The sequence below is a fragment of the Hydrogenoanaerobacterium saccharovorans genome (genome assembly GCF_016901815.1).
GTDB lineage: Bacteria > Bacillota > Clostridia > Oscillospirales > Ruminococcaceae > Avimicrobium > Avimicrobium caecorum.
In genome coordinates this window covers 85,906-108,660 of sequence record NZ_JACSNR010000003.1, presented here as the reverse complement: position 1 = coordinate 108,660, position 22,755 = coordinate 85,906, and the positions used below count along the sequence as shown (strand labels likewise).

20 protein-coding genes and 2 tRNA genes are annotated in these 22,755 nt (G+C 57.8%); 15 read left to right on the top strand and 7 right to left on the bottom strand.

Annotated elements, in window-relative coordinates; all coding sequences use genetic code 11:
- The first annotated feature begins 281 nt into the window (after positions 1–281).
- The 14 genes from H9X81_RS04145 to H9X81_RS04080 all read left to right on the top strand — a co-directional run bounded on the left by H9X81_RS04145 (position 282) and on the right by H9X81_RS04080 (position 15,098).
- Positions 282–1,781 (top strand): MATE family efflux transporter, encoded by a 1,500-nt coding sequence (locus H9X81_RS04145; RefSeq protein WP_243424003.1) that lies wholly within the window; start codon positions 282–284, stop codon positions 1,779–1,781.
- Positions 1,782–2,245: 464 nt separating this feature from the next.
- Positions 2,246–4,129, top strand: coding sequence for a tRNA uridine-5-carboxymethylaminomethyl(34) synthesis enzyme MnmG (gene mnmG, locus H9X81_RS04140; protein WP_204720067.1), 1,884 nt, complete (start codon positions 2,246–2,248; stop codon positions 4,127–4,129).
- A complete protein-coding gene (gene rsmG / locus H9X81_RS04135; RefSeq protein WP_204720065.1) occupies positions 4,126–4,833 on the top strand; it encodes a 16S rRNA (guanine(527)-N(7))-methyltransferase RsmG in 708 nt (235 codons plus the stop codon). Before mnmG ends, rsmG begins: the two co-directional genes overlap by 4 nt.
- Positions 4,834–5,137: 304 nt before the next feature.
- The gene (locus H9X81_RS04130) at positions 5,138–6,034 is read left to right on the top strand and encodes a ParB/RepB/Spo0J family partition protein (protein WP_204720063.1); all 897 of its coding nucleotides are present in this window, start codon (positions 5,138–5,140) and stop codon (positions 6,032–6,034) included.
- A gap of 264 nt (positions 6,035–6,298) precedes the next feature.
- Complete coding sequence (locus H9X81_RS04125; protein WP_204720061.1) at positions 6,299–7,069, top strand: ParA family protein; 771 nt, start codon at positions 6,299–6,301, stop codon at positions 7,067–7,069.
- 8 nt (positions 7,070–7,077) lie between these two features.
- On the top strand, positions 7,078–7,941 hold the full coding sequence (locus H9X81_RS04120; protein ID WP_177504515.1) for a ParB/RepB/Spo0J family partition protein: 864 nt from the start codon (positions 7,078–7,080) through the stop codon (positions 7,939–7,941).
- Positions 7,942–8,074: 133 nt separating this feature from the next.
- On the top strand, positions 8,075–8,857 hold the full coding sequence (locus tag H9X81_RS04115) for an acyl-[acyl-carrier-protein] thioesterase (RefSeq protein WP_204720059.1): 783 nt from the start codon (positions 8,075–8,077) through the stop codon (positions 8,855–8,857).
- Between the two features lie 309 nt (positions 8,858–9,166).
- On the top strand, positions 9,167–10,639 hold the full coding sequence (guaB, locus tag H9X81_RS04110) for an IMP dehydrogenase (protein ID WP_177504511.1): 1,473 nt from the start codon (positions 9,167–9,169) through the stop codon (positions 10,637–10,639).
- A gap of 376 nt (positions 10,640–11,015) precedes the next feature.
- A complete protein-coding gene (locus tag H9X81_RS04105) occupies positions 11,016–11,501 on the top strand; it encodes a GNAT family N-acetyltransferase (RefSeq protein WP_204720057.1) in 486 nt (161 codons plus the stop codon).
- A 177-nt stretch (positions 11,502–11,678) separates the two neighbouring features.
- A tRNA-Met gene (locus tag H9X81_RS04100) sits at positions 11,679–11,755 on the top strand.
- A gap of 19 nt (positions 11,756–11,774) precedes the next feature.
- Positions 11,775–11,849 (top strand) — tRNA-Glu (locus tag H9X81_RS04095).
- A 92-nt stretch (positions 11,850–11,941) separates the two neighbouring features.
- Positions 11,942–12,379, top strand: a complete 438-nt coding sequence (locus H9X81_RS04090; protein WP_204720055.1) for a PH domain-containing protein — start codon at positions 11,942–11,944, stop codon at positions 12,377–12,379.
- Positions 12,376–13,818: a PH domain-containing protein gene (locus H9X81_RS04085; RefSeq protein ID WP_204720053.1), complete on the top strand. Its 1,443-nt coding sequence runs from the start codon at positions 12,376–12,378 to the stop codon at positions 13,816–13,818. The genes H9X81_RS04090 and H9X81_RS04085 overlap by 4 nt, the downstream gene beginning before the upstream one ends.
- Positions 13,819–14,057: 239 nt before the next feature.
- Complete coding sequence (locus H9X81_RS04080; protein ID WP_191392609.1) at positions 14,058–15,098, top strand: peptidoglycan bridge formation glycyltransferase FemA/FemB family protein; 1,041 nt, start codon at positions 14,058–14,060, stop codon at positions 15,096–15,098.
- Positions 15,099–15,470: 372 nt separating this feature from the next.
- On the opposite strand, the gene H9X81_RS04075 is transcribed toward H9X81_RS04080, so the two are convergent.
- The 4 genes from H9X81_RS04075 to H9X81_RS04060 all read right to left on the bottom strand — a co-directional run bounded on the left by H9X81_RS04075 (position 15,471) and on the right by H9X81_RS04060 (position 18,397).
- Positions 15,471–16,178 carry a B3/B4 domain-containing protein gene (locus tag H9X81_RS04075; protein ID WP_204720051.1) on the bottom strand — a complete coding sequence of 236 codons (708 nt, stop codon included), beginning with the start codon at positions 16,176–16,178 and terminating at the stop codon, positions 15,471–15,473.
- 592 nt (positions 16,179–16,770) lie between these two features.
- A complete protein-coding gene (locus H9X81_RS04070; RefSeq protein ID WP_177503939.1) occupies positions 16,771–17,082 on the bottom strand; it encodes a hypothetical protein in 312 nt (103 codons plus the stop codon).
- A 119-nt stretch (positions 17,083–17,201) separates the two neighbouring features.
- Positions 17,202–17,891, bottom strand: a complete 690-nt coding sequence (locus tag H9X81_RS04065) for an ATP-binding protein (protein WP_204720048.1) — start codon at positions 17,889–17,891, stop codon at positions 17,202–17,204.
- Positions 17,892–17,896: 5 nt separating this feature from the next.
- Positions 17,897–18,397: a pyridoxamine 5'-phosphate oxidase family protein gene (locus H9X81_RS04060; protein WP_177503945.1), complete on the bottom strand. Its 501-nt coding sequence runs from the start codon at positions 18,395–18,397 to the stop codon at positions 17,897–17,899.
- A gap of 94 nt (positions 18,398–18,491) precedes the next feature.
- On the opposite strand from H9X81_RS04060, the gene H9X81_RS04055 reads away from it, so the two are divergent.
- Positions 18,492–19,166 (top strand): Crp/Fnr family transcriptional regulator, encoded by a 675-nt coding sequence (locus H9X81_RS04055; RefSeq protein WP_204720046.1) that lies wholly within the window; start codon positions 18,492–18,494, stop codon positions 19,164–19,166.
- A gap of 192 nt (positions 19,167–19,358) precedes the next feature.
- On the opposite strand, the gene H9X81_RS04050 is transcribed toward H9X81_RS04055, so the two are convergent.
- The 3 genes from H9X81_RS04050 to H9X81_RS04040 all read right to left on the bottom strand — a co-directional run bounded on the left by H9X81_RS04050 (position 19,359) and on the right by H9X81_RS04040 (position 22,497).
- Complete coding sequence (locus H9X81_RS04050; RefSeq protein WP_204720044.1) at positions 19,359–20,798, bottom strand: amidohydrolase; 1,440 nt, start codon at positions 20,796–20,798, stop codon at positions 19,359–19,361.
- A 147-nt stretch (positions 20,799–20,945) separates the two neighbouring features.
- Positions 20,946–21,611, bottom strand: coding sequence for an amino acid ABC transporter permease (locus tag H9X81_RS04045; protein ID WP_177503951.1), 666 nt, complete (start codon positions 21,609–21,611; stop codon positions 20,946–20,948).
- Positions 21,612–21,633: 22 nt separating this feature from the next.
- Positions 21,634–22,497, bottom strand: a complete 864-nt coding sequence (locus tag H9X81_RS04040) for a substrate-binding periplasmic protein (RefSeq protein WP_204720042.1) — start codon at positions 22,495–22,497, stop codon at positions 21,634–21,636.
- Positions 22,498–22,755: the final 258 nt, after the last annotated feature.

The following is a 22,755-nucleotide window of genomic DNA, read 5'->3' as shown; positions in this document are numbered from 1 at the left end:
AAAGAAAAGATACTTTATTACTAAAAAAATAAGATTATTTAGTTAATTTATTTTTATTTATTTGTAAATCCTACAAACAGACTATGGTATTTTATGAATTTCCTTAGAAAAGCAAACAGTTTTGATGGATAATGATTGAATTTTTTTGGAAACCATGTTAAAATTTTATTACAGCTAAGTCAACTGCAATGAATTGAGAAGGTACAGCGTGTCTGGTCGGCCAAGGGGGATTTACTGGGTCGGGTCCGGCGCTGATTTTTGACGAAAAGGGGTTTTGACAGATGGCGGATCTGGAAACAAAAAACAGTGCCGTCGCCACCGGGGAATCCGGTGAACGCAAGGTAAAAATGCGCTCCCTGGCTCTGGATCTGGTGCCGATGGGCTCGGATGAAGAAAATCGCATGGCGGATCTGAAAGTCAACAAGACACTCCCGGAAGGGATCGAATCCAAAATGCTGTACAGCGATATTATCCATATCGCCTGGCCTTCCCTCGTAGAGCTGACCCTCACACAGCTCGCTTCCATGGTCGACCTGATGATGGTAGGTCAGCTGGGTCCCTGGGCCCTGACTGCCGTGGGTCTGACTACACAGCCCAAATTCCTGCTCATGACCATGTTCATGGCAATGAATGTGGGTGCTACTGCCATGGTTGCCCGGTACAAGGGCGCCGGCAATCAGAAAAAAGCCGATGAGGTCCTCCGGCAGGCTCTGCTGATGACCTTCGTTCTGGGCTGCGTCTTTGCGGTGATCGGCTTTATTGCCGCTCCCTGGCTCATCAAATTCATGGGCGCCAGTGAGGATCATGTCCTCCGGGGCGGTGTGGATTATCTGCGCATCCAGATGATCGGTCTGCCGGGTCTGGCTCTGACTTCTACCATCACTGCTACCCTCCGCGGTGTCGGCAACTCCAAGACTGCGATGATCTATAACGCTATGGCAAATATCATCAATGTCATCTTCAACTATATGCTCATCTACGGCAACTTCGGCGCTCCCAGAATGGAAGTTGCCGGTGCGTCGCTGGCTACCATTATCGGTCAGTACTGCGCTATGTTCATGGCCTTCTATGCTGTCATGAACGGTCAGCAGTATATTATCCTCCGCTTCCGTGACGGCTTCAAGCCCAATAAGGAAGAGATCAAGAAGATCGTTGACATCGGCGCCCCTGCCATGGTGGAACAGGTGGTTATGCGGATCGGTCTGATCATCTACACCCGTACCGTTGCCGGTCTGGGTACCCTGCCCTATGCCGTTCATCAGGTCTGCCTGAATATCCAGTCGCTCTCGTTCATGAACGGTCAGGCCTTCGCCGTTTCGGCTACCTCCCTTACCGGTCAGAGCCTCGGCAAGAAACGCCATGATATGGCTCAGGCCTATACCACCCGTACCCGGAAACTGGGTATGTGCGTCTCCATCTTCCTGGGCGTTGTATTCTTCTTCTTCGGCGGTCAGATCGTTGCCCTCTACTCGGGCGGTGATCAGTCCCTGGTGGAACTGGGCGCTGTCATCATGATGTTCGTCGCCGTGGTTCAGCCGTTCCAGTCCTCCCAGCTGATCCTCGCCGGTGCCCTGCGCGGTGCTGGTGATACCAAGGTCACTGCTGCCATCACCTTCATCACCGTACTCCTGGTGCGTCCCGCTCTGGCGATCTTCGCCATCAATGTACTGGGTATGGGTCTGGAAGGCGCCTGGTATGCGCTGGTGACTGACCAGATCCTCCGGTCGCTGCTGGTTCTGCTCCGGTACAACTCCGGCGCCTGGAAACGCCACACCATGTAAACTTTCAACTGAATACTTCTTTCCTTTGCCGCGTCATGCACCCCCCCGCATGGCGCGGACTTTTTTGTTTCACGGGGAACAGAACCGGGAAAGCCGGATTTCCGGGGCCTTGGTCATAGAATGTTCAGAGATCGGATACGAAATATGACAGCTTTTTCACCTAAGGTATGGTACTATAATTCTTGCAATCCTTTCTTTTTTCTGTTGCTTCCGCTCGGTGGCTTTTGACCGGCGGAAGGATAATTCTCTCTCTTTTTTTCTGTACTGCGGCATGGTTCGTCGCTCCGGGATTCTTTTTTCCGGATCGGGGAACCATGCCGCATTGTTTTTCCCCGGCGATGCCTTGCAGGGACAGGGATTCGTGTGGTACAATGAACTATTATACAGGTTTTTTCGGCTGCTGATGGTCTGGTTCTGCCGGCAGCTGTGTGTTTTTTGTCAGGAAAAAAGGGAGCGATGTTATTTTGCGTTACGAAGCCGGAACCATTGATGTGGCGGTAATCGGCGCCGGTCATGCCGGTGTGGAAGCTGCCCTTGCCGCTGCCCGTCTGGGGTGCAGTACCATGCTGTTTACCCTCTCACTGGACGCTGTGGCCAATATGCCCTGCAATCCCTCCATCGGCGGTACTGCCAAGGGACATCTGGTGCGGGAAATCGATGCCCTGGGCGGCGAAATGGGCAAGGCTGCCGATGCGACCTTCCTCCAGAGCCGGATGCTCAACCGGGGCAAGGGACCGGCGGTGCATTCCCTCCGGGCTCAGATCGACCGTCCGGCCTACACCCAGTATATGAAGCACAAGGTGGAGCTTCAGGAGAACCTGACCCTCAAACAGGCGGAAATTGTGGAACTGCTCACCGAAAATGGGGAAGTGACCGGGGTTGTCACTGCCCTGGGTGCGGTATTCCGTGCAAAGAAGGTGATCCTGGCCACCGGTACCTACCTCAAGGGACGGATCTATGTGGGCGATGTGACCTATGAAGCCGGCCCGGACAACCAGCGTCCTGCGGCACAGCTCTCCGAAAGCCTGCGGGCCGCGGGCATCAAGCTGCGGCGTTTCAAGACCGGTACCCCGGCCCGGATCAAGAAGAGTTCCATTGACTTTACCAACCTGGAAGTCCAGGAGGGGGACGAACCCATTGTGCCCTTCTCCTTTGAAACCGATCCCAGCGGGCTTGTGAACCGTCAGGTGTGCCATGTGACCTACACCAATGAGCGCACCCATCAGGTGATCCGGGAAAACCTGCAGTATTCGCCCCTGTACAGCGGCAAGATCGAGGGTGTCGGCCCCCGGTACTGTCCGAGCATCGAGGATAAGGTGGTGAAGTTCGCCGATAAATCCCGGCATCAGATCTTCATCGAACCCATGGGCGAAAATACCGAGGAGATGTATATCCAGGGTATGTCCTCATCGCTGCCCGAACAGGTGCAGATCGCTCTCTACCACACGGTGGAGGGCCTGGAACACGCCGAATTCATGCGCAATGCCTATGCCATCGAATATGACTGCATCGACCCGCTGGATCTTCGGCCCACGCTGGAATTCATGTCGGTGAAAGGGCTCTATGGCGCCGGACAGTTCAACGGCACCTCCGGCTATGAGGAGGCCGCCGCCCAGGGACTGATCGCGGGCATCAATGCCGCCCGGGCAGTCCAGGGGAAGGAGGGCATCGTCCTGGCACGGTCCCAGTCCTATATCGGCACCCTCATCGATGACCTGGTCACCAAGGGGTGCAGCGATCCCTACCGTATGATGACCAGCCGTTCCGAATACCGTCTGCTGCTCCGGCAGGACAATGCCGATACCCGTCTGACCCCGCTGGGACATGAGATCGGGCTTATCAGTGAGGAACGGTACAGGAAATTCCTGGAAGATTGTGCCCTCCGGGACAAGGAAATTGCCCGGGTAAAGGCTCTGACCCTGGCTCCGTCTGAGGCGCTCAATACCTGGCTTGTTTCACGTGAAACGGCACCGCTCTCCACAGGAGCCAAACTGGCTGACCTGATCCGGCGTCCCCAGCTGGGATACCGGGAACTGGCAGCTTTTGACCCGGAGCGTCCCGATCTGCCTGACCGCATTGCCGAGCAGGTGGAAACGGAAATCAAATATGAAGGCTATATCAAAAAGCAGCTGGATCAGGTAGAGCGGATGCAGAAGCTGGAACAGACCCGCCTGGAAGAGGATCTGGATTACAGTGCCATTCAGGGACTGCGTCTGGAGGCGAGAGAGAAGCTCAGCCGGGTGCGTCCTCACAGTCTGGGACAGGCGTCCCGGATCTCGGGTGTCAGTCCGGCGGATATTTCGGTGCTCATCATCTATCTGGAACAGCAGGGGAGGCAGCAGGCATGATCGATACCGCGCGTTTCAGTGCAGCAGCGGCAGCGGAGGGTTTTGAACTCACAGCCCGGCAGCTGGAACAGTTCGACCAGTATGCACAGTTTCTGGTGGAATACAATGAAAAAGTGAACCTCACTGCCATTACCGACCCGGAAGGCATTGAAGTGAAGCACTTCCTGGACAGCCTGATGCTGCTCAAGGCAGTGGCGCTGCCCGAGGGGGCTTCGGTGATCGATGTGGGGACCGGAGCGGGATTCCCATCGGTGCCGGCTAAGATTGTCCGGGACGATCTGCGGCTCACTCTGCTGGATGGGCTTAACAAGCGGATTGTCTTTCTGGGCGAACTGAGCCGCCGTCTGGGACAGGAGAACACCGCTCTCCATGCCCGGGCAGAGGAAGCAGCCCGGGGGGAGCTCCGGGAACAGTTTGACCTGGCAACTGCCCGGGCTGTGGCGGATCTCCGGGTGCTGGCGGAATACTGCCTGCCTTTTGTGAAGGTGGGCGGGGTGTTTGCCGCTCTGAAGGGACCGGACGGCCCGGCGGAAGTGGAAGCCGCAAAGAAGGCCATCAGTCTGCTCGGGGGAAAGGTGGAGGCAGTGAAGTCCTTCACACTGCCCGGACAGCAGGCCCGGACTGTGGCGGTGATCCGCAAGGTACAACCCACCCCGGCGAAGTATCCCCGGCATGGGGGGAAAATATCAAAGCAGCCGCTGTAAGGGGCTGCTTTGCGCAGTGAATAGGGAAGAGAGAATAGAGAATAGTTTTGGTGTGCCGCTTTGCGGCACGGATTGAAAGCGACGGCTATGCCGTCGCTTTTTTGCGTATTGCGGGAGTGAGCCTCCATAGGGTTGATATTGTGAGAGGGCAAAAAGGCTTTGCATACCTGCCCCACCCTCGGGGGTCGCCAGAGAACTGCTTCCCCCGCAGGGGGGCCAGGGGCTAAAAAGAGGCAAATTTCTCGCAAAAGGGGTGGTATGCTGGAAAAGGAAACAAAAACCGGCAGGAAAGGGGAAAGCGGACATGAAGACAAGCTGGCTGGAACGGGGCGGATTCTGGGACAAAGGCAAAAAACAGGCGGAAAAGCCGGAACTTCCGGTGATCCGGGAGATTCCGGTGGAGAGCATCCGGCCCAATCCCGCCCAGCCCCGGCTGAGCTATGAATCGGGCGCCTTAGAGGAACTGGCGGAGAGCATCCGGGAAAACGGCCTGATCCAGCCCGTCTTGGTGCGCCAGCTGCTGGATGGCGACTATGAGCTCATCGCCGGGCACCGCCGGTGGATGGCAGTCCGGAAGCTGGGGCAGCCCACCATCCGGGCCATTGTGGAGAACCGTACCGACACCGAATCGGCAGTGCTGGCCCTGGTGGAGAATATCCAGCGGCGGGATCTGGACTGCATGGAGGAGGCACGGGCCATCGCCGGTCTCATCGAGTCCACCGGCATGACCCAGCAGGAAGCTGCCCGGCGTCTGGGCAAAAGCCAGCCTGCGGTGGCAAATAAGCTGCGGCTGCTCCGCCTGCCCGGCTGGGTACAGGAAATTGTGGAGGAGGGTCAGCTTTCGGAGCGCCATGCCCGGGCTCTGCTCCGGCTGGAACGGGAAGAGGACCTCCGCCGGGTACTGGATCAGGTGCGCCGCCGGAACCTCACGGTGGAACAGACCGAAGCCCTGGTGAACGACTGTCTGTCCGCCCCCAAGGAGCCTGCCACCCGCATTGTCCTGCTCCGGGATTACCGGCTGTTTGTCAATACCCTCAACCGGGCTGTCCAGACCATGGCGCAGGCCGGTATCCGGGTGGAACAGGAGAGCCGGGAAGAGGGCGAATATGTGGAGTACCGCATCCGGGTGCCCAAAGTCCAGGCCTATCGTCAGCCGGTCCCGGCCCGTCATGCAGGCGATCCCCTGGCGGCAAAACGCTGATCTTATTGTCCCCTGGCAGCAGTGTCAGGGGCATTTTTATGGGCGTTTCCCCGATTGTTTCACATGAAACATCACACACACCCCGGTTCAGCAGCCGGAAAATCGTCATAAAGGGGTGAATTTTCCCCCAAAGCCAGGGAATTGACCGGGGACAGGCGTTGAAAACCCTGGCTTCTTATGGTACAATAAATCTATATCGACCGTTTTCGAAACGGCAAGGTACGGACGAATACTTTGGATATAGATTGGGAGTAGAAGCAAACGATGGGGAAAATCATAGCCATAGCCAATCAGAAAGGCGGCGTGGGTAAAACTACCACGGCGGTGAATATCGCGGCTTCCATCGGGTATTATGGATACCGGGTGCTTCTGGTGGACGCAGACCCGCAGGGGAATGCCACCAGTGGTTTCGGCATACAGAAACGCACCGTTGACCGCAGTACATACGAGGTTTTGCTGGGTCAGTGCAGTGCCCGGGACGCCATTCTCACCACTCCGTTCAAGGGAGTGGAAGTGATTCCGTCGAGTATGGCACTGGCAGCAGCGGAACTGGAACTGGCAGATATGCGGGATCGGGTCATGCGGCTGAAGGAAGAACTGGTACGGGTCAAAGGAGAGTATGACTTTGTACTCATTGACTGTCCGCCGTCGCTGGGTATGGTGACCCTCAATGCGCTGTCGGCCTGTGATTCGCTGATTATCCCGATCCAGTGTGAATACTATGCATTGGAAGGCCTGAGCCAGCTGGTGACCACCGTCCGGCAGGTAAAACGGCTCTACAATCCCGGCATCGAGATTGAAGGCGTACTGCTCACCATGTATGACGGACGGCTCAATCTCACGCTGCAGGTTGTGGACGAAGTAAAGAAATATTTCCCGGAAAAGGTATTCAAGAATGTAATACCCCGGAATGTACGGCTTTCGGAGGCGCCGAGTTTCGGACAGCCGGTGCTGTATTTTGACCGCAGTTCCAGGGGATCGCAGGCATATGAAGCCTTGACAGCGGAGATCCTGGATAAGAACAGAAAGGGCTGAAGTTAAAGTTGGCAACACGCAAAGGCGGCCTTGGAAAAGGTCTGGAAGCACTTTTTGTAGAGAATGAAACCGATGAGATCACCCCGTCCACTCTGAAGATCGGGGAGATTGAACCCAATCGTGGACAGCCCCGTCATGATTTTGATGAAACAGCTTTGGCGGAACTGGCGGATTCCATTCGGGAACATGGGGTACTCCAGCCCTTGCTGGTACGGCCCATGCCGAACGGGAAGTATCAGATTGTCGCGGGAGAACGCCGGTGGCGGGCGTCCCGGATGGCCGGGCTCACCGAACTGCCGGTGATTATCCGGGATCTGGACGAAGCAGCCGCCATGGAAGTGGCACTCATTGAAAACCTCCAGCGCAGTGACCTCAATCCCATGGAAGAAGCCATGGGGTATCAGGAACTGATGCAGCAGCATGGATATACCCAGGAGCAGGTTGCCAAGCGGGTGGGCAAATCCCGTCCGGCAGTGGCAAATGCCCTGCGTCTGCTGGCGCTGCCTGAGGAAACTGCCCGTCTGGTACGGGACGGAAAGCTCAGTTCGGGTCATGCCCGGGCTCTGCTGGGCCTGCCGGAAGCCGGTATGATCCCCGCTCTGGCAGAGCGTATCTGTCAGGAGGGACTGTCGGTGCGGGAGACCGAACGGCTGGTAGCTGGCTGTAAGGTCACCGGGACAGCACCCAAGGCAGCCGCGCCCAAATCCGACTGGGGAGAGGACAGCTTCTGGAAGGAAGCAGAACTTGCCATGGCAGAGAGTCTGCACCGCAAGGTGAAGATCAAGGTGGGACGGGACGGAAAAGGCACTCTGACGGTGGATTTCTTCTCCCGGGAAGATCTCACCGAACTGGCCCGACAGCTCTGTGAATAAAAACGCAACTGGACAGGGGGACCCGGGTAACGGGTCTCCCTGTGTTCATACCGTCCCGAATCCGGCAGAGCCGGGGGACAGACCCTGAAAATTGGGGGGAAGGAGCGAAGAAATTCTGATGATTGAACCGCAGATGAAAAATCCATATACCTATTGTTTTACCACCGAGGTGCCCTATTATCAGTGTGATCTCAGCGGCAAGATGAAACTGTCCTGGCTGCTGAAAGTGATGGAACGGGCTGCCGGAGAACATCTGGAACATCTGGGACTCCCGTATGACCGGCTGTATCAGGAGGGGATTGTCTTTCTGCTCTCCAAAGCCGGGGTACGGATTCACCGGTGTCCCACAGCCGCCGATCTGCTCTGGGTGGAAACTTCCCCGCAAAGTGTCCGTGGGGCACAGTATAACCGGGAGATCCGGGTCTATGCCGAGGAAAATGGCGGCCCTGGCGAACTGCTGGCGGAGATCCATACTGTATGGTTCATGGCAGACCCGGTGGAGCGCAAGATCCTGCGTCCGGAGAAGTTCACCCATCCGCTGCCCACCATTCCGCCTGAGGAGGCCATGGAACCCTTTGGCGCGGCCCGGTTCCGTGTGACCGGGGAGGAATGCGGGGAACAGGCTTTTACAGTGCGGTACAGCCATCTGGATGTGAACGGGCATCTCAACAATACGGTCTATGGGGATCTGGTGTGTGATGTGCTGCCCTTTGAGGAGCTGGTGAACCGGGGCATCCGGGAATTCCGGATTGTATTCCGGCATGAGGCCCGGTATGGGGAAGAACTCGGGCTGCAGCTGTTCCACGACCGGGAAGAGGACTGCTGGTATGTGACCGGACACCGTGCGGACGGCCCGTGTTTTGAAGCCCAGGTGGTGCTGAACGACACAGAACAGAGTGAGGATTCCGTCCGGTAAATTGACTGGTTTCGGCAAACTTTCACAATTTAATTTAGTGAAGCAAACGAAAAAATCTTCATTTCCCATAAAAAAAGAGAGATTTTTTGGCGGGAAAGCCGGAAAACCATCTTGAACTGTCCGGGGAATAGTGATAGAATAGAAAAAATAAATTTTTGTACTTCCTGGGGGTCATTGGTCAGAAACGGAAAACAGGAGCCGGATCAGACCGGGATATGACTTTCAGATCATAGGAGTATAAAAATAGATTTCAAAACAGGGATTAACCGCAAACAGGAAAAAATGAGAAACGGGAGGAGAAACAAGAATATGCTCAATACCAACTTCACTGAGAAATTCTGCAAGGAAGGTCTGACCTTTGACGATGTTCTGCTGATTCCGGCTGCATCGGAGGTACTTCCCAATCAGGTGGATGTATCTACCTGGCTGACCAAGAATATCAAGCTCAACACCCCCATCATGACAGCTGCCATGGATACTGTTACCACAGCGGATATGGCGATTGCCATTGCCCGGGAAGGCGGTATCGGTGTTATTCATAAGAATATGAGCATCGAACAGCAGGTGGAAGAAGTGGATCGGGTCAAGAGAAGTGAGAACGGTGTGATTGTAGATCCGTTCCATCTCTCTCCGGAGCATTTTGTCTTTGATGCCGATGAACTGATGAGCAAGTATCGCATCAGCGGCGTGCCGATCTGTGAAAAGGGCAAGCTGGTGGGCATCATCACCAACCGTGACCTGCGCTTCCTGTCTGATTACAATATGAAGATCAAGGAAGTGATGACCAAGGAGAATCTGGTAACTGCTCCCGTCGGTACTACCCTGGAAGAAGCCCAGAAGATCCTGTCCGCTCATAAGATTGAAAAGCTCCCCATCGTGGATGCGGACGGCAATCTGCGTGGACTCATCACCATCAAGGATATTGAAAAGGCTGTTCAGTATCCCAATTCCGCCCGTGATAAGAACGGTCGTCTGCTGTGTGCCGCTGCCATCGGTGTAACGGGTGATGTACTGGATCGTGCCGCTGCCCTGGTAAATTCCCATGTGGATGTGCTGGTACTGGATTCCGCTCATGGTCACAGCAAGGGCATCATCGACTGTGTCAAGAAGGTAAAGGCTGCCTTCCCGAATGTAGACCTCATCGCCGGCAATGTCGCTACTGCTGAGGCTACTGTGGCTCTGATCGAAGCCGGTGCGGATGCTGTCAAGGTAGGTATCGGCCCTGGTTCGATCTGTACTACCCGTGTAGTAGCCGGTATCGGTGTACCGCAGATCACTGCCATCTATGACGCTGCCTGTGCTGCTTCCAAGTATGGCATTCCGGTCATCGCTGACGGCGGTATCAAGTACTCCGGCGATGTAGTCAAGGCTCTGGCTGCCGGTGCCAACACTGTAATGCTCGGTTCGCTGCTGGCTGGCTGTGAAGAGGCTCCCGGTGAAGTGGAAATCTATCAGGGACGCAGCTTCAAGGTATACCGCGGCATGGGCTCTCTGGGTGCTATGGCTCAGGGCTCCAAGGACCGTTACTTCCAGCAGGATAACAAGAAGCTCGTTCCCGAAGGCGTTGAGGGTCGTGTACCCTTCAAGGGCCCGGTTTCCGATACTGTATTCCAGCTCATCGGTGGTCTGCGTGCCGGTATGGGTTATGTGGGCTGCGGCACCATCTTCGATATGCATGAGAAGGCTCAGTTCGTCCGCATCACCGGTGCTGGTCTGAAGGAGAGCCATCCTCACGACATCTACATCACCAAGGAAGCTCCGAACTATTCGGCAAGTTTCTAACCAGGCTGAGCCTGGACGCAGTTCGCGCACAAGGGAAGAGGAGATCCCTTCCTTTTGCACACGCGGCTGTGCGGCATAATAAAAACGAACACCCCGGTGAACCTGGGGTGTTTTTGCTTTTCCGGGAAGTGCGGCGGGAAATCCGCTTGCGTGGGGGCTGTGCTGGGGAAAAGGGGTTCTGGCATACTGACCCGGCTTACCGGGGACGCCAGGGAACTGCTCCCCGCAGGGGCAGTGTAGCGTGCCTTGCCGCCTTTCCAAAATCCGTGCCGCTTTGCGGCACACCACAGTTATTCACTATTCGCTTTTCACTCTTCACTTCGCAAGTCCTCCGTTTCATGCTATAATAGGCGGTAGGAAAAGGAGGGGGATCATCATGCATCTCAGACAGTTTGAGGCCGGGGATCTGCCGGCGGTACAGGAGCTGTTTGCCGGGAGCATCCGCACTGTCTGCCGGGGGGATTATACCCCGGCCGAACTGGAGGCCTGGGCGAACCGGGCCGGGCGCATCACCGCCGAGCGTCTGCTGGACTGCTATACCCTGGTGGCAGAGGAGGAGGGGCGTCTGCTGGGCTTTGGGAATCTGGAGCCGGACGGACATCTGGACTGCCTGTACACGGCAGCGGACAGCCAGCGCCGGGGAGTGGCAGCGTCGCTCTGTGACGCCCTGGAAGCCGAGGCCCGGCGGCAGGGGGAGGAGCTTCTGCGGGTGGAGGCTTCCCGTACTGCCCGGGGCTTTTTTGAGCGGCGGGGGTATCAGGTGGCAGCAGCCCAGCTGGTGCCGGTGGATGGCGAGGAACTCGAGAATTTCCGCATGGCGAAAAAGCTGGACAAGACTGTTTCACACGAAACAAACGCATAAAACAGCTCTGACTGGGGAAACTGAAACTGTCCGGACGGAATCAGCTGACACAGCCAATGCAAATTTCGGAGAAAAAATGAAAAAATCCCGAAACTTTTTGGAAAAACAGACTTGACAACTCCCCACTCATACGGTATAATAAAATTCGCCTGATAAATCAGGTGTGGAGTGATATATGGCGGCATAGCTCAGCTGGCTAGAGCATTCGGTTCATACCCGAAGTGTCGTTGGTTCAAGTCCAATTGCCGCTACCACTCTTTTTTATTATTCTCTGGCCCGTTGGTCAAGCGGTTAAGACACCGCCCTTTCACGGCGGTAACGCGGGTTCGATTCCCGCACGGGTCACCAGAATAAAAAGAGAAGGACGAGCAGCTTTGTTGCTTGTCCTTTTTTCTTTATCCAAATCCTGATTTTACCACGGCAGAAAGGAGTGCTGTCCCATGTCAAGCCGGCCCCGTCTGGCACAGCTGTTCATCTGGCAGGGGTGGACCCTCCTGGCTGCTCTGGTACCGTCCCTCACCGTTTCCCTGCTGTGGACTCCCGGTACCCTCCTCTGGAAGCTGGCAACTGTCCTGTGGGTGATCCTGTGGGGACTCCGGTTGGCAGTCTGGCTGCCGGTACGCTTTTTCCGGCTGGGCTATCAGCTGGAAGCCGACCGTCTGCTGGTCACTGACGGCGTTCTGTTTCCCACGGCGCGCATCTTTCCTCTGGCGGCTCTCCAGACTGCTGCCGTATCCGCCGACCCGCTCCAGCGGCTCTGCGGACTGCGTACCCTCCGTCTGACTGCCGCCGGAAGTCAGCTCACCCTGCCCGGGCTCACCGCTTCAGAGGCAGTCCGGCTGGCGGAAGTGCTGCTGGAAGGCGGTGACCGTCCATGACCCGCCTGCGCCATACCAACCTGGTGAACGCGCTCTTTTATCTGCCCCGTCCGGCAGTGGTACTGGTGCCGCTGCTGCTCAAGGGCCTGACCCTGATTGTCACCCTGGGTGTGACCGCCTGGCTGCGCTCCACCTGGGTGGACCTCTGTGTGCTGGCGGCAGTGATCGGCTATACCCTGCTGCGGTGGAGTGCTCTGCGGTATGCCCTGGACGGGGAAGTGCTGCGCATCCGGGAGGGGATCTGGTTTTGGAAAACCACCGCCATTCCGGCGGACCGGATCTCGGTGGTGGCGTCGGTGCGGCCTTTTCTGCTGCGTCCCTTCGGGGTATGTCTCATTGAAGCGGACACCCCTGCGGGCAGCCGGGGGAGGGCGGATTTCCGGCTCTATCTTTCGGCGGCGGATACCCGGGCGCTGTTTCACACCCATTCCGATGGGGACATCGACCTGCCCGAACAGCAGCAGTACCGTCCCCGCAATGTCAGTGTGCTGCTGCTCTCGCTCTTTACCTCCAATTCGCTCATGGGACTGATCCTCCTGGCGGCGATCCTCCAGAACCTGGGCAGCATAGTGGGGGAGGACCTCAGCCACCGGCTGATGAACCAACTGGGTGCCCTGGGCGAACTGCTGGCCTTTGGTGTACCGCCGGCGGCTGCCATGCTGGCAATCACTGCCGCCCTGGGGTGGAGTGTGGCCTTTCTCAGTGAGTTCCTCCGCAACAAGAACTTCCTCACCGTCCGCACCGGACGGGTACTGGAAGTGCACCGGGGACTCTTTACCCTGCGCAGCTGTCTGGTGCAGGCGGACCGCATCCGGTTCGTCCAGATCCGGGAAACTGCCGCGTCCCGTCTGCTGGGATTGGGGGCGGTGTATCTCCATGCGGTGGGGGTGTCCCGGAAACAGGAGGACCTCCTGCCGGTGATCCCGGTGGTGCGCACCGAACAGCTCCCGACTCTGCTCCGGGGACTGCTCCCGGAGTTTCTGCCCGGCCCGCTCACCGTGCGTCCGGCTGAGCGTTCCTTTCTGCGGTTCACCGGCCCGGCTCTGGCTGCCATGACCGGTTCGGTCGTTGGAGGCTGGCTGCTGGGACAGCTCTGGAGGGAATGGCAGCCCCTGACCGGCTGGCTCACCCTGGCGGCCTTGCTGCCGTCAATCTGGTTCTTGATCGTGCGGGTGCTGGATTGGCAGTCCTCAGGGATCGGATATACAAATGGTGATTTTACGCTGCGATATTCCAAACGGTTTTATCTTCACACGGTGGTGATTCCCGGGGCAAGCGTGGTGGGAGTGACCTTCCGGCAGAGTCTGTTCCAGGCATTCCGTGGGAACTGCGACCTGTTATTGGACACCCATTCCCAGGGACGGCGGCGGCACCGGGTACGGAACCTGCGTCTGGAGGAGGCAAAAGCTCTGTTCCAGCAGGCGGGGATCTTTTCATAACGAATCGGAATATTCCAGTGAAATAATACAGAACAAGGGTCACCAAACCATACAAATCAGAATATAATAGAATTATAATACAGATTGGAATGCGGGAAGCGCAGGGAATATCCTGTGAATTTGTAATATTCCGATAAAATATTACAAAACCTGCATCGGGCCGGACCGGGGAAACCAGTTCCCAGACCCGGCAAAATATGATAGAATAGAGTGTATCAATGGGACAGGAGTGATCGGCAGTGGAGATCTTGGCGCCGGAGCGCTATGAAGAACTGGAAGAATTTGTAGCCCATCACCCCCGGGGAGAGTTTACCCAATCCCCCCGGTGGCGGCTGGTAAAGGAGAACTGGGACTATGCCGCGGTGGTATCCCGGGACGCAGACGGAAAGATCAAGGGTTCGATGGGAGTGCTGATCCAGAAGATCCCGGTGCTGCATACCGCGCTGCTCTATGCGCCCCGGGGCCCCATCTGTGACCCCCATGACTGGGAGACCATTGCCGACCTCAAGGCGGGAGTGGATCAGCTGGCAAAACAGGTCCATGCCCATGAGTTCAAAATGGACCCGGATATTCCCATGGCAGACAGTGAATTCATCGCCGAGATGAAGAAGCTGGGCTTCCGGCACAGCTATGGCCCGGATGGCTTTGAGGGGATTCAGGCCCGGTTCAATTACCGGCTCTATCTGGAGGGCCGGGACGAAGCTGCCCTTCTGGCAAACTTCTCCCAGGGGGTACGCCGGAATATCCGCAAGGCGGAAAAGGCAGGTGTGGAAGTGAAGGTAGTCGGGGAAGAAGCCCTCGATGACTTTGTACGCATCATGCAGGTCACCGGAGAACGGGACGGTTTTTCCACCCGCCCCAGGAGTTACTTTGTGAAGTTCCTCCGGGGACTGGGAGAGAATGTCCGCCTCTATGCCGGATACTATCAGGGCAAGATGATCTCCGGAGCGGTCTGCACCAACTATGCCGGCAAGACCTGCTATGTCTACGGCGCTTCGGACAACAGCGACCGGGAGGTCATGCCCAACTATCTGATGCAGTGGGAGATGATCCGCTGGGCAGTGGAAACCGGCTGTACTGTCTATGACTTCCAGGGCGTTTCGGGCAATCTGGACCCCAATTCCCATATGTATGGGCTCTATCGCTTCAAGAGCGGCTTCCGGGGCAGTATGGACGAACTCGCCGGAGAGTTTGACTACATTTACAGCCCCCTGCGCAAGAAGCTCACCGATACCGCCATTTCCCTGCGGGCCTGGATGCGCCGCCATCTGCACCGGTAACCCCCGCACTTTTATAAAAAACCAAATCCCCCGCCTTGACCGGGCTTTTCGGCAGGCGGGGGATTTTTTTGTGTGGCAGACGGACGGCGGGGAGAGGTTCCGCCCAGCGGGGTGATGGCTCTGCCCGGATCGCCGGAACACTGGCTCCCGGGGCGGACGGCTCCGGCTCGGGAGCTTCGGCAGGAACACTGTGCAGCGCCAGAGTCAGCGCTGTAAAGAACAGAATCCATAGGGGCATGAAAATCCCTCCTTTTCTTTATTATAGCACAGCTGCCGGATATTTTGACACAGTGCAGTGATAAAGTGTGCCGGACACAAAAAATCCCCTGTCCGGTCAGTCCGGGACAGGGGATCGTGTTTGGGAGGGGTAAATCAGAATGAGAACTCGGGGTGGTCCCGGTCAATGAAGCCCACGGTCACCGACGCACCCAGCAGGGTCTTTGCCAGCTCTGCCAGTTCGTCCCGGGCTGCCAGCACTTCTTCCCGGTTGTGATCCAGGAAGCCATCCACCGGATAGAGTACCGACCGGGTCTCGGGCGTGATCTTGCCGGTTTCGCTCTGCCGCCAGGTCCAGCGCCGGGTACGCACTTCGCCGCCCGATACATAGACCACTTCGCCGGGATCGGGGAGTTCCGGTTCGCCGCCGCCAAAGGGCAGGAACCGGTCACCTTCCACCGCCGGACGCACCTCCAGTACACCGTCCCGGAAGGTGGCGATGTCATGGGCGCCGATGGGCAGACGGTGCCGCAGCGATACCGCATTGCCCAGATCCACCAGCGTATTGATGGAGGGCATACCCTTGCCCTTGGCAATCCGGGTGAGCAGGGCTTCGATGGAACAGGGGTATTTGTTGGGGTTCTGTCCCAGGGCACGGAAGGCCTCCCGATAGGGCAGGATCTCCGGGGATTCCTTGAGGGCAACGCCGGCAAGGGCAGCCTGGCAGTCGGTGACTGCCTCAGCCAGACGGGCGGCAATGGCTGCGTCAGCCTCAGGCGAGGGGACAGCATCCAGCACAGCCACTACACCGAAGCAGGCAGTGGGGAGCTTTTCAAATACAGCAGGGGAGATGGAAAACTTCATGGCGTGACACTCCTTTGTTTGGAATCAAGAGCCGGGAATCCCCGGCAGCAGACAGTATTATTATACACCCATCCAAAGATTTTGTCGATAAAAAGCGGTAAAGCCACCTGCGGTGGAGGCAGTTCTCTGGCGCCACCTGCGGTGGAATCAGTTCTCTGGCGACCCCTGATAGCTGTGTGAAACAGGCAGACATTTCCTGGTCCCGCACAGTTCTGCTGTCCCAACTGCATGCACCAGAGGCACTCGCACAGCTAGGTTCCCCATAGAAAAAGACGGCAAAGCCATCCGGCCCGCCGTCTGTATGGGGGAGAGAGTATCTGAATCGGTGCCGCCTGCGGCACACCGCAGCTATTCACTGTTCACTCTTCACTATTCACTTGCAGCGCTCCCCGCCAGGGCACCAGAGAAACCCTGGCATGCTATCGCAACCCGGCTGCGTGCGCCAGAGTAAGGCACCCGCACAGCCTGCGGCGCGCGAACTGCTCCCCGCCAGGGCACCAGAGAAACCCCGGCATGCTATCGCAACCCGGCTGCGTGCGCCAGAGTGAGGCATCCGCACAGCCCAAGCGCGCGAACTGCTCCCCGCCAGGGGTTAGATTTTGTAGTAGCCGGCTTCGATCAGGCGTTCCAGGCAGGCATTGATCTCCTCATCGGTGAAGAGCTCGGCAAAGCGGCTCTCCACTGCCAGGGCTTCCAGGCGCAGGCCGGTCTGACCGGCGGCAGTGAGCTCCCGGGAGAGGGGGATCTCCTGGCCCCGCTGGATACACCGCTTCAGACAGGCAGCCGCACCGTGCTTTTCACACTGGGCACGCAGCGAGGCAGAATCCAGCCCCAGGGCCTCGGCTTTCTGCATGGTATTTTCCGCAGCGGCAGTGAACGCCGCTTCCAGTTCTTTTACAGTCATGGGGAATTCTCCTTTCGGTTCTTTGGTTCCAAGGCTATTATAGCCCAAATGCGCCCGGCTGCATAGCGGAATCTTTCCCCGTCCCAGCAAAAAAAGGAGCCCTGAGGCTCCTTTTTTTATCAGAGGATCTCGCCCCGTACCGAAAGGGTGACGCTTTCGAAGGGGATCGGGCGTCCGCAGGCAGCCAGCGCCTTCTGTACCGCCCGCTCCAGGCCGCCGCAGCAGGGCACTTCCATCCGCACCAGGGTCACCGAGCGGATATTGTGCAGCCGGAAGATCTCGGTGAGCTTTTCACTGTAATCCACCGGGTCCAGCTTGGGACAGCCAATGACGGTCACCTTGCCTTTCATGTACCGGGCATGGAAATCCCCCCGGGCAAAGGCAGAACAGTCCGCTGCCAGCAGCAGATCCGCTCCGTCAAAGAACCCTGCCATCGGCGAAACCAGACGCAGCTGCACCGGCCACTGTCCCAGACAGGTCTCTGCCGGAAGAGCTTCCGCTGCCGGTGCGGCAAAAGTCTGGCTGCGGCTGCCCGGACAACCGCCTCCGGCACAGCCTCCCGCCGGCTTGCGGGCTGCCAGATGCGCTGCCACTGCCGCTTCATCATAGGCCGGGGCTTCCCGTTCGGTCATGGTGATGGCTCCGGTGGGACAGGCCGGCAGACAATCCCCCAGACCATCGCAGTAATCCTCCCGGAGCAGCACAGCTTTGCCGTTCACCATGCCGATGGCTCCCTCATGGCAGGCCGCCGCACACAGGCCGCAGCCGTTGCAGCGTTCGGAATCAATGGTAATGATCTTGCGTATCATAGAATCTATTCCTCTCTCTGGTATTTGAGCTCCACGCCGGCACTGTCGTACCGCTTGCGTTTGGCTGTGATGGTTTCGGTTTCAATGCACCATACTCCGGTGCGCCCAAGACTCCGGGCCGCTTCGGACGGAAATTTCTCCATGAGCTCCGGCGTATGCCGCTCACAGAGCAGCCGCAGAATCCGCTGTTTTTCTTCGGGGTCGGTGACTTCCGCCGCCTGACCCCGGAGGATCGCCGATTCATACTCGGTGGTGAAATTCCCGAATGCGCCCCGGTTGGTATCCCCGATGCAGCACAGGCTCACCCGGGGGTGCCGGCGCAGACACTCCACCTTTTCGCCGGACTGGGCCGAGTGGAAATACACCCGGCTGCCCTCCCGGACAATGGTGACCGGTACCGGATAGACTTCGCCATCGGCGTCGATCAATCCCAGAACCGCCCACTCACATTTGTCTGCTACCGCCCAGCCGAAGGCTTCGGGCATTTCACGGTCTTTTCTGCGCATAAAATCCGTCCTTTCCCTTGATTGGTGCAGTTTCAGTATAGTAGAATTATTATAGAAATTCTGTTGGAATTCCAACAAAAAGCGGAGAACTGTCATGGAAAACCGAATGTTATCGGAATACCGGCTCTTTGCGGGGCTTAGCGAGGAGGAATGTCAGGCGGTGCTGGGGTGCGTCGGCGGCTGGGAAAGTCCGGCACAGAAGGGGGAACTGCTGGCCCATGCCGGGGAGGAACTTGCCGCCATGGGACTGGTGCTGGAAGGCCGGGTGGATATTCTCAGCACCGACTACTGGGGCAGTGAAACGCTCATGGCCCGGCTGGGACCGGGTGAGCTGTTCGGGGAGGTCTTTGCGGGGCAGGGGGTGGAACTGCCCTATGACCTGGTGGCAGCGGAGGACTGCCGTATCCTGTGGCTGCGTCCCGACCGTCTGATGACCGGCTGCTGTGAGGCCTGTGGATTCCATCAGCGGCTGCAGCGGAATCTGTTGGCCCTGCTGGCAGCCCGTACCCGGGAGATGAGCCGCAAGGCAGCGATCCTGTCCCAGCGCAGCATCCGGGGACGGCTGATGGAATACCTCTCGGACCGGGCCCGGGCAGCGGGGAGTGCCAGTTTCGAGCTGGGATTCACCCGGCAGCGGCTGGCGGACTATCTGGCGGTGGACCGCAGTGCCATGACGGTGGAACTGGGCAAAATGCAGAAGGAGGGGATTCTCCGGGTGGAGCGGCGGCGGATCACTCTGCTGACCCTGCCGGACAGTCACCGGGCATAAAAAACAGACCGTCCCCGGGTATAGAATGGGACGGTCTGGTAAAGGGAAGAGAAAGCACCGCAGAACCGGAGAAGCGAAGGGGCAGAGAGGTAAGGCCCTGCCAAAAGGAACCGGACCTGCGGTGCGGGACAAAAAGCGGGTGAGAAAAAAGAAAGGAAAGAAAAACCCCCGCTCAGAACATATCAGGGAAAATCAATAGGTATCCAGAGGCGGCTTGACCGAGTCAGGCAGCGGGCAGGTATACTTGCCGCCGTTGCGGGCCAGGACTTCCGCCTTGGCAGCGGCGATGGCATCGGGACGGTGCTTGGTACGCACTGCCGACAGCGCCATGGCTTCGGCAGCGGTGAGCAGGCCCTTGTGTGCCAGCGGGCTGCAGGCCTGGGCAGTCATCTGCCAGGAGTGACCCACATTGCCCACACAGGCAGTGGCAACCAGCAGGTTGAGGGTGGGAGCGGCATAGCCCACATCACCCACATCGGTGGAGCCGGCCTGGAGCCGGATGGCAGAGGGGTCAAAGGGGATCACATCGGTGGCCAGCGGACGCTGGAGCACTGCCTCGGCCCGGTCGCCATAGGTGCGGCGGATCTCTGCCTCAATGGCAGCCCGGGTCTCGGGGTCATAACTCAGGAGGAACTGCCGTGCCAGCTGGAAATCGGCCTCGTCCCACCTGGGAGCGCCCACCTCCTGCATGGCTTCACTGGCAATGGCGCCCAGTGCCTTGTTGGGCACATATTCGGTAAAGGCCATGGCAAGTTCCACATCCAGGGTGGTGCCGGTCATCAGGGCAGCGCCCTTTGCCACATCTACCACCCGGTCAAAGAGTTCCCGCAGATCCTTTACGAACGGGGTGCGCACTTCATACCGCACAGTGGCATGATCCTGCACCACATTGGGGGCAGTGCCGCCGGCGTCAATATAGGCATAGTGGATGCGTGCCTCGGGGATCACATGCTCCCGGAGGTAGTTGCAGCCCACGCTCATGAGTTCCACGGCGTCCAGGGCGCTGCGTCCCAGATGGGGCGAAGCTGCCGCATGACTGGTGCGTCCCTTGAAGCGGAAGTTGGCGCCCATGATGGCATTGGACTGCACCGATTCCACCCCATTGATGGTGGAGGGGTGCCAGGTGTAGACAAAGTCCACATCGTCAAAGAGTCCGGCCCGGGCCATGAACTGCTTGGAGCCGGCGCCTTCCTCAGCCGGACAGCCGAAGTAAATTACAGTGCCGTCCTCGCCGGTGGCGTCCAGATAGTCCTTGAGGGCAAAGGCAGCTGCCAGCGACCCGGTGCCCAGGGCACAGTGTCCGCAGCCATGTCCGGGAGCTCCGGCAGTCACCGGGGATTTCTCCGGCAGGGCTGCCTGCTGGCTCAGGCTCGAAAGGGCGTCAAATTCCCCCAGGAAGCCCATCACCGGTTTGCCGGTGCCCTTCTTGTAGGTGCCGGTAAAGCAGGTGGGGATCTCCGCCAGCCCGCGCTGGACAGTGAAGCCCTCCTCTTCCAGCAGCCGGCAGAGCAGCTCGGCAGACTTGTGCTCATGGAAAGCAAGCTCGGCATAATCCCAGATTCGGTCGTTGGCGTCGAGAATCTTCGCGGCGTGTTTTGCCACCGATTCCCGGATCAGTTCCAGATCAGTCATACAGTCAGCTCCTTTGATTTGGTTTCATTCTACCGCCGGAAATTGCAGATTTTGCGGCGGATTGTTGCTTATTTTCTGAATTTTTATTACACTCCGAAAAATCCCGGAGAAAAATTCCTCCGGGTATTTCGACTTGGAAGGGGGGGATCAGGCAGCGGAAACCGCCATCCGGCGTTCCGCCAGCTGAACCACCCAGGTGAACAGGGTTGTGACAAAGAGATAGATCACACCCGAGATAATCAGCGATTCGATGGGCAGGAAGGTGGCAGCCGAAGCAGTACGGTACGCCGTGGTGAGCTCATTGACAAAGAAGATGGAGCCCAGGGACGCCTGCTTGATCATATTTACAAACTCATTGCCCAGAGCCGGCAGGATATTCTTTACCGCCTGGGGGAGAATGATGAACCGCAGGGTCTGTGCCCGGGAGAGTCCCAGACAGCTGGCGGCTTCGGTCTGACCGGGGTCCACTGCCTGGATGCCCGCCCGGATAATCTCGCTGACATAGGCGCCGGCACTGATAATGAGCGCGATCACAACGCTTTCGGTCTCGGAGATCTCGATGGGCAGCACCTTGGGCAGGAACAGATAGAAGAAATAGAGCTGCAGCAGGCTGGGAGTGCCCCGGATAATCCAGATATAGAACCGGACAAACCATTCACAGGGGCGGCACTTGCCCAGACGGAACACCGCCAGGATAATGCCGATGACTGTACCGGCTACCACGGTCAGGGCGGCGATCCACAGCGTGCCTGCCAGTCCTTCCAGATAGACATCGCCGTATCTCTGCAAAATTTTCAGTATATTTTCCCACATGGATTGTTACCGCTTTCCTTGATTACTGAATGCCCAGGCTCCGGGCGTACTCGGTATACTGCTCATACCACTGATCGTAAAGCCCTTCTTCCCGGACTTCGCCGATGATGCGGTTGACCTCCTCAATGAGTTCGGTCTCGCCCTTGGCTGCGCCGATCCGGGTGCCCTTGGTGGATTCGTCCTCCACGAACCGGAAGTCCGGCACAATGCTCATGCCGCAGTTCGGGTTGGCATCCAGATAGAGCTGGGCGGTGTTGATGGCGGTGATAATGGCATCCGCCTTGCCCTCCTGTACCATCAGGAAGCCGTCGGTGGTGGCGGAAACACGCTTGGTTTCGCCCACAGCCGGCACCTGTTCATTGAGGAAGCTCTCCTGAATGGAGCCGCTCTGGACAACGACCGTCTTATCGCCGAGGTCGTCCGCCGAAGTGATGGCAGCCAGGTCCTCGGTGCGTACCATCAGACCATAGCCGGTATCTTCGGTGCCGTAGTAATAGCCGTCCGAAAGCTCCATGGCCTCCGCCCGTTCGGGCGTGTAGGCCAGAGCGGAAATCGCCATATCATACTTGCCGGTGGTAACACCCGACAGCACCGATGTGAAATCCAGCGGGATAATGTGACATTCTACGCCAAGTTCGTCCGCAATATGGTGAGCCAGTTCAATGTCCGCACCCACATATTTCTCGTCCCCCTCCTTAGTGGGGTCGATGAATTCCATGGGAGCAAAATAGGGTTCTGTGACCACTTCGATATAACCGCGCTCCTTGATGGCTTCCAGCCGGTTGGCAGCCGAGGACTCCTCCTTGGAAGAGCATCCTGCCAGCGGCAGTGCCAGACAGAGCGCCAGACATAGGGCGGTCAGGCGTTTGGACATTGCGTTTTTCATAACTGATTCCTCCTGATTTGTGGATTTGCTTTAGCGTAGTAGCATAGTAGCATTGTAAAGCACCCGGCGCGGGTTGTCAATGGGTTTTGGGACGATTTTCAAAGCTGATGCAATAGTACCGGACGGACAGGGGAATTTTTGGACAGAATACATCTTGCGTTTTTCACGCATGAAAGCGAAAGAGCGGGAAAAAAGGGGAGAATTTCGCAGCTTAAAGCGCCGGAGAGCGTGTGACAGGCGGTTCCGGTGACCGCCCAT

Coding starts and splice junctions, on each gene's coding strand:
- H9X81_RS04145 (WP_243424003.1), top strand. CDS start 282: ATGGCGGATCTGGAAACAAAAAACAGTGCCGTCGCCACCGGGGAATCC.
- rsmG (WP_204720065.1), top strand. CDS start 4,126: ATGATCGATACCGCGCGTTTCAGTGCAGCAGCGGCAGCGGAGGGTTTT.
- H9X81_RS04130 (WP_204720063.1), top strand. CDS start 5,138: ATGAAGACAAGCTGGCTGGAACGGGGCGGATTCTGGGACAAAGGCAAA.
- H9X81_RS04125 (WP_204720061.1), top strand. CDS start 6,299: ATGGGGAAAATCATAGCCATAGCCAATCAGAAAGGCGGCGTGGGTAAA.
- H9X81_RS04115 (WP_204720059.1), top strand. CDS start 8,075: ATGAAAAATCCATATACCTATTGTTTTACCACCGAGGTGCCCTATTAT.
- guaB (WP_177504511.1), top strand. CDS start 9,167: ATGCTCAATACCAACTTCACTGAGAAATTCTGCAAGGAAGGTCTGACC.
- H9X81_RS04105 (WP_204720057.1), top strand. CDS start 11,016: ATGCATCTCAGACAGTTTGAGGCCGGGGATCTGCCGGCGGTACAGGAG.
- H9X81_RS04090 (WP_204720055.1), top strand. CDS start 11,942: ATGTCAAGCCGGCCCCGTCTGGCACAGCTGTTCATCTGGCAGGGGTGG.
- H9X81_RS04085 (WP_204720053.1), top strand. CDS start 12,376: ATGACCCGCCTGCGCCATACCAACCTGGTGAACGCGCTCTTTTATCTG.
- H9X81_RS04075 (WP_204720051.1), bottom strand. CDS start 16,178: ATGAAGTTTTCCATCTCCCCTGCTGTATTTGAAAAGCTCCCCACTGCC.
- H9X81_RS04070 (WP_177503939.1), bottom strand. CDS start 17,082: ATGACTGTAAAAGAACTGGAAGCGGCGTTCACTGCCGCTGCGGAAAAT.
- H9X81_RS04065 (WP_204720048.1), bottom strand. CDS start 17,891: ATGATACGCAAGATCATTACCATTGATTCCGAACGCTGCAACGGCTGC.
- H9X81_RS04060 (WP_177503945.1), bottom strand. CDS start 18,397: ATGCGCAGAAAAGACCGTGAAATGCCCGAAGCCTTCGGCTGGGCGGTA.
- H9X81_RS04055 (WP_204720046.1), top strand. CDS start 18,492: ATGGAAAACCGAATGTTATCGGAATACCGGCTCTTTGCGGGGCTTAGC.
- H9X81_RS04050 (WP_204720044.1), bottom strand. CDS start 20,798: ATGACTGATCTGGAACTGATCCGGGAATCGGTGGCAAAACACGCCGCG.
- H9X81_RS04045 (WP_177503951.1), bottom strand. CDS start 21,611: ATGTGGGAAAATATACTGAAAATTTTGCAGAGATACGGCGATGTCTAT.
- H9X81_RS04040 (WP_204720042.1), bottom strand. CDS start 22,497: ATGAAAAACGCAATGTCCAAACGCCTGACCGCCCTATGTCTGGCGCTC.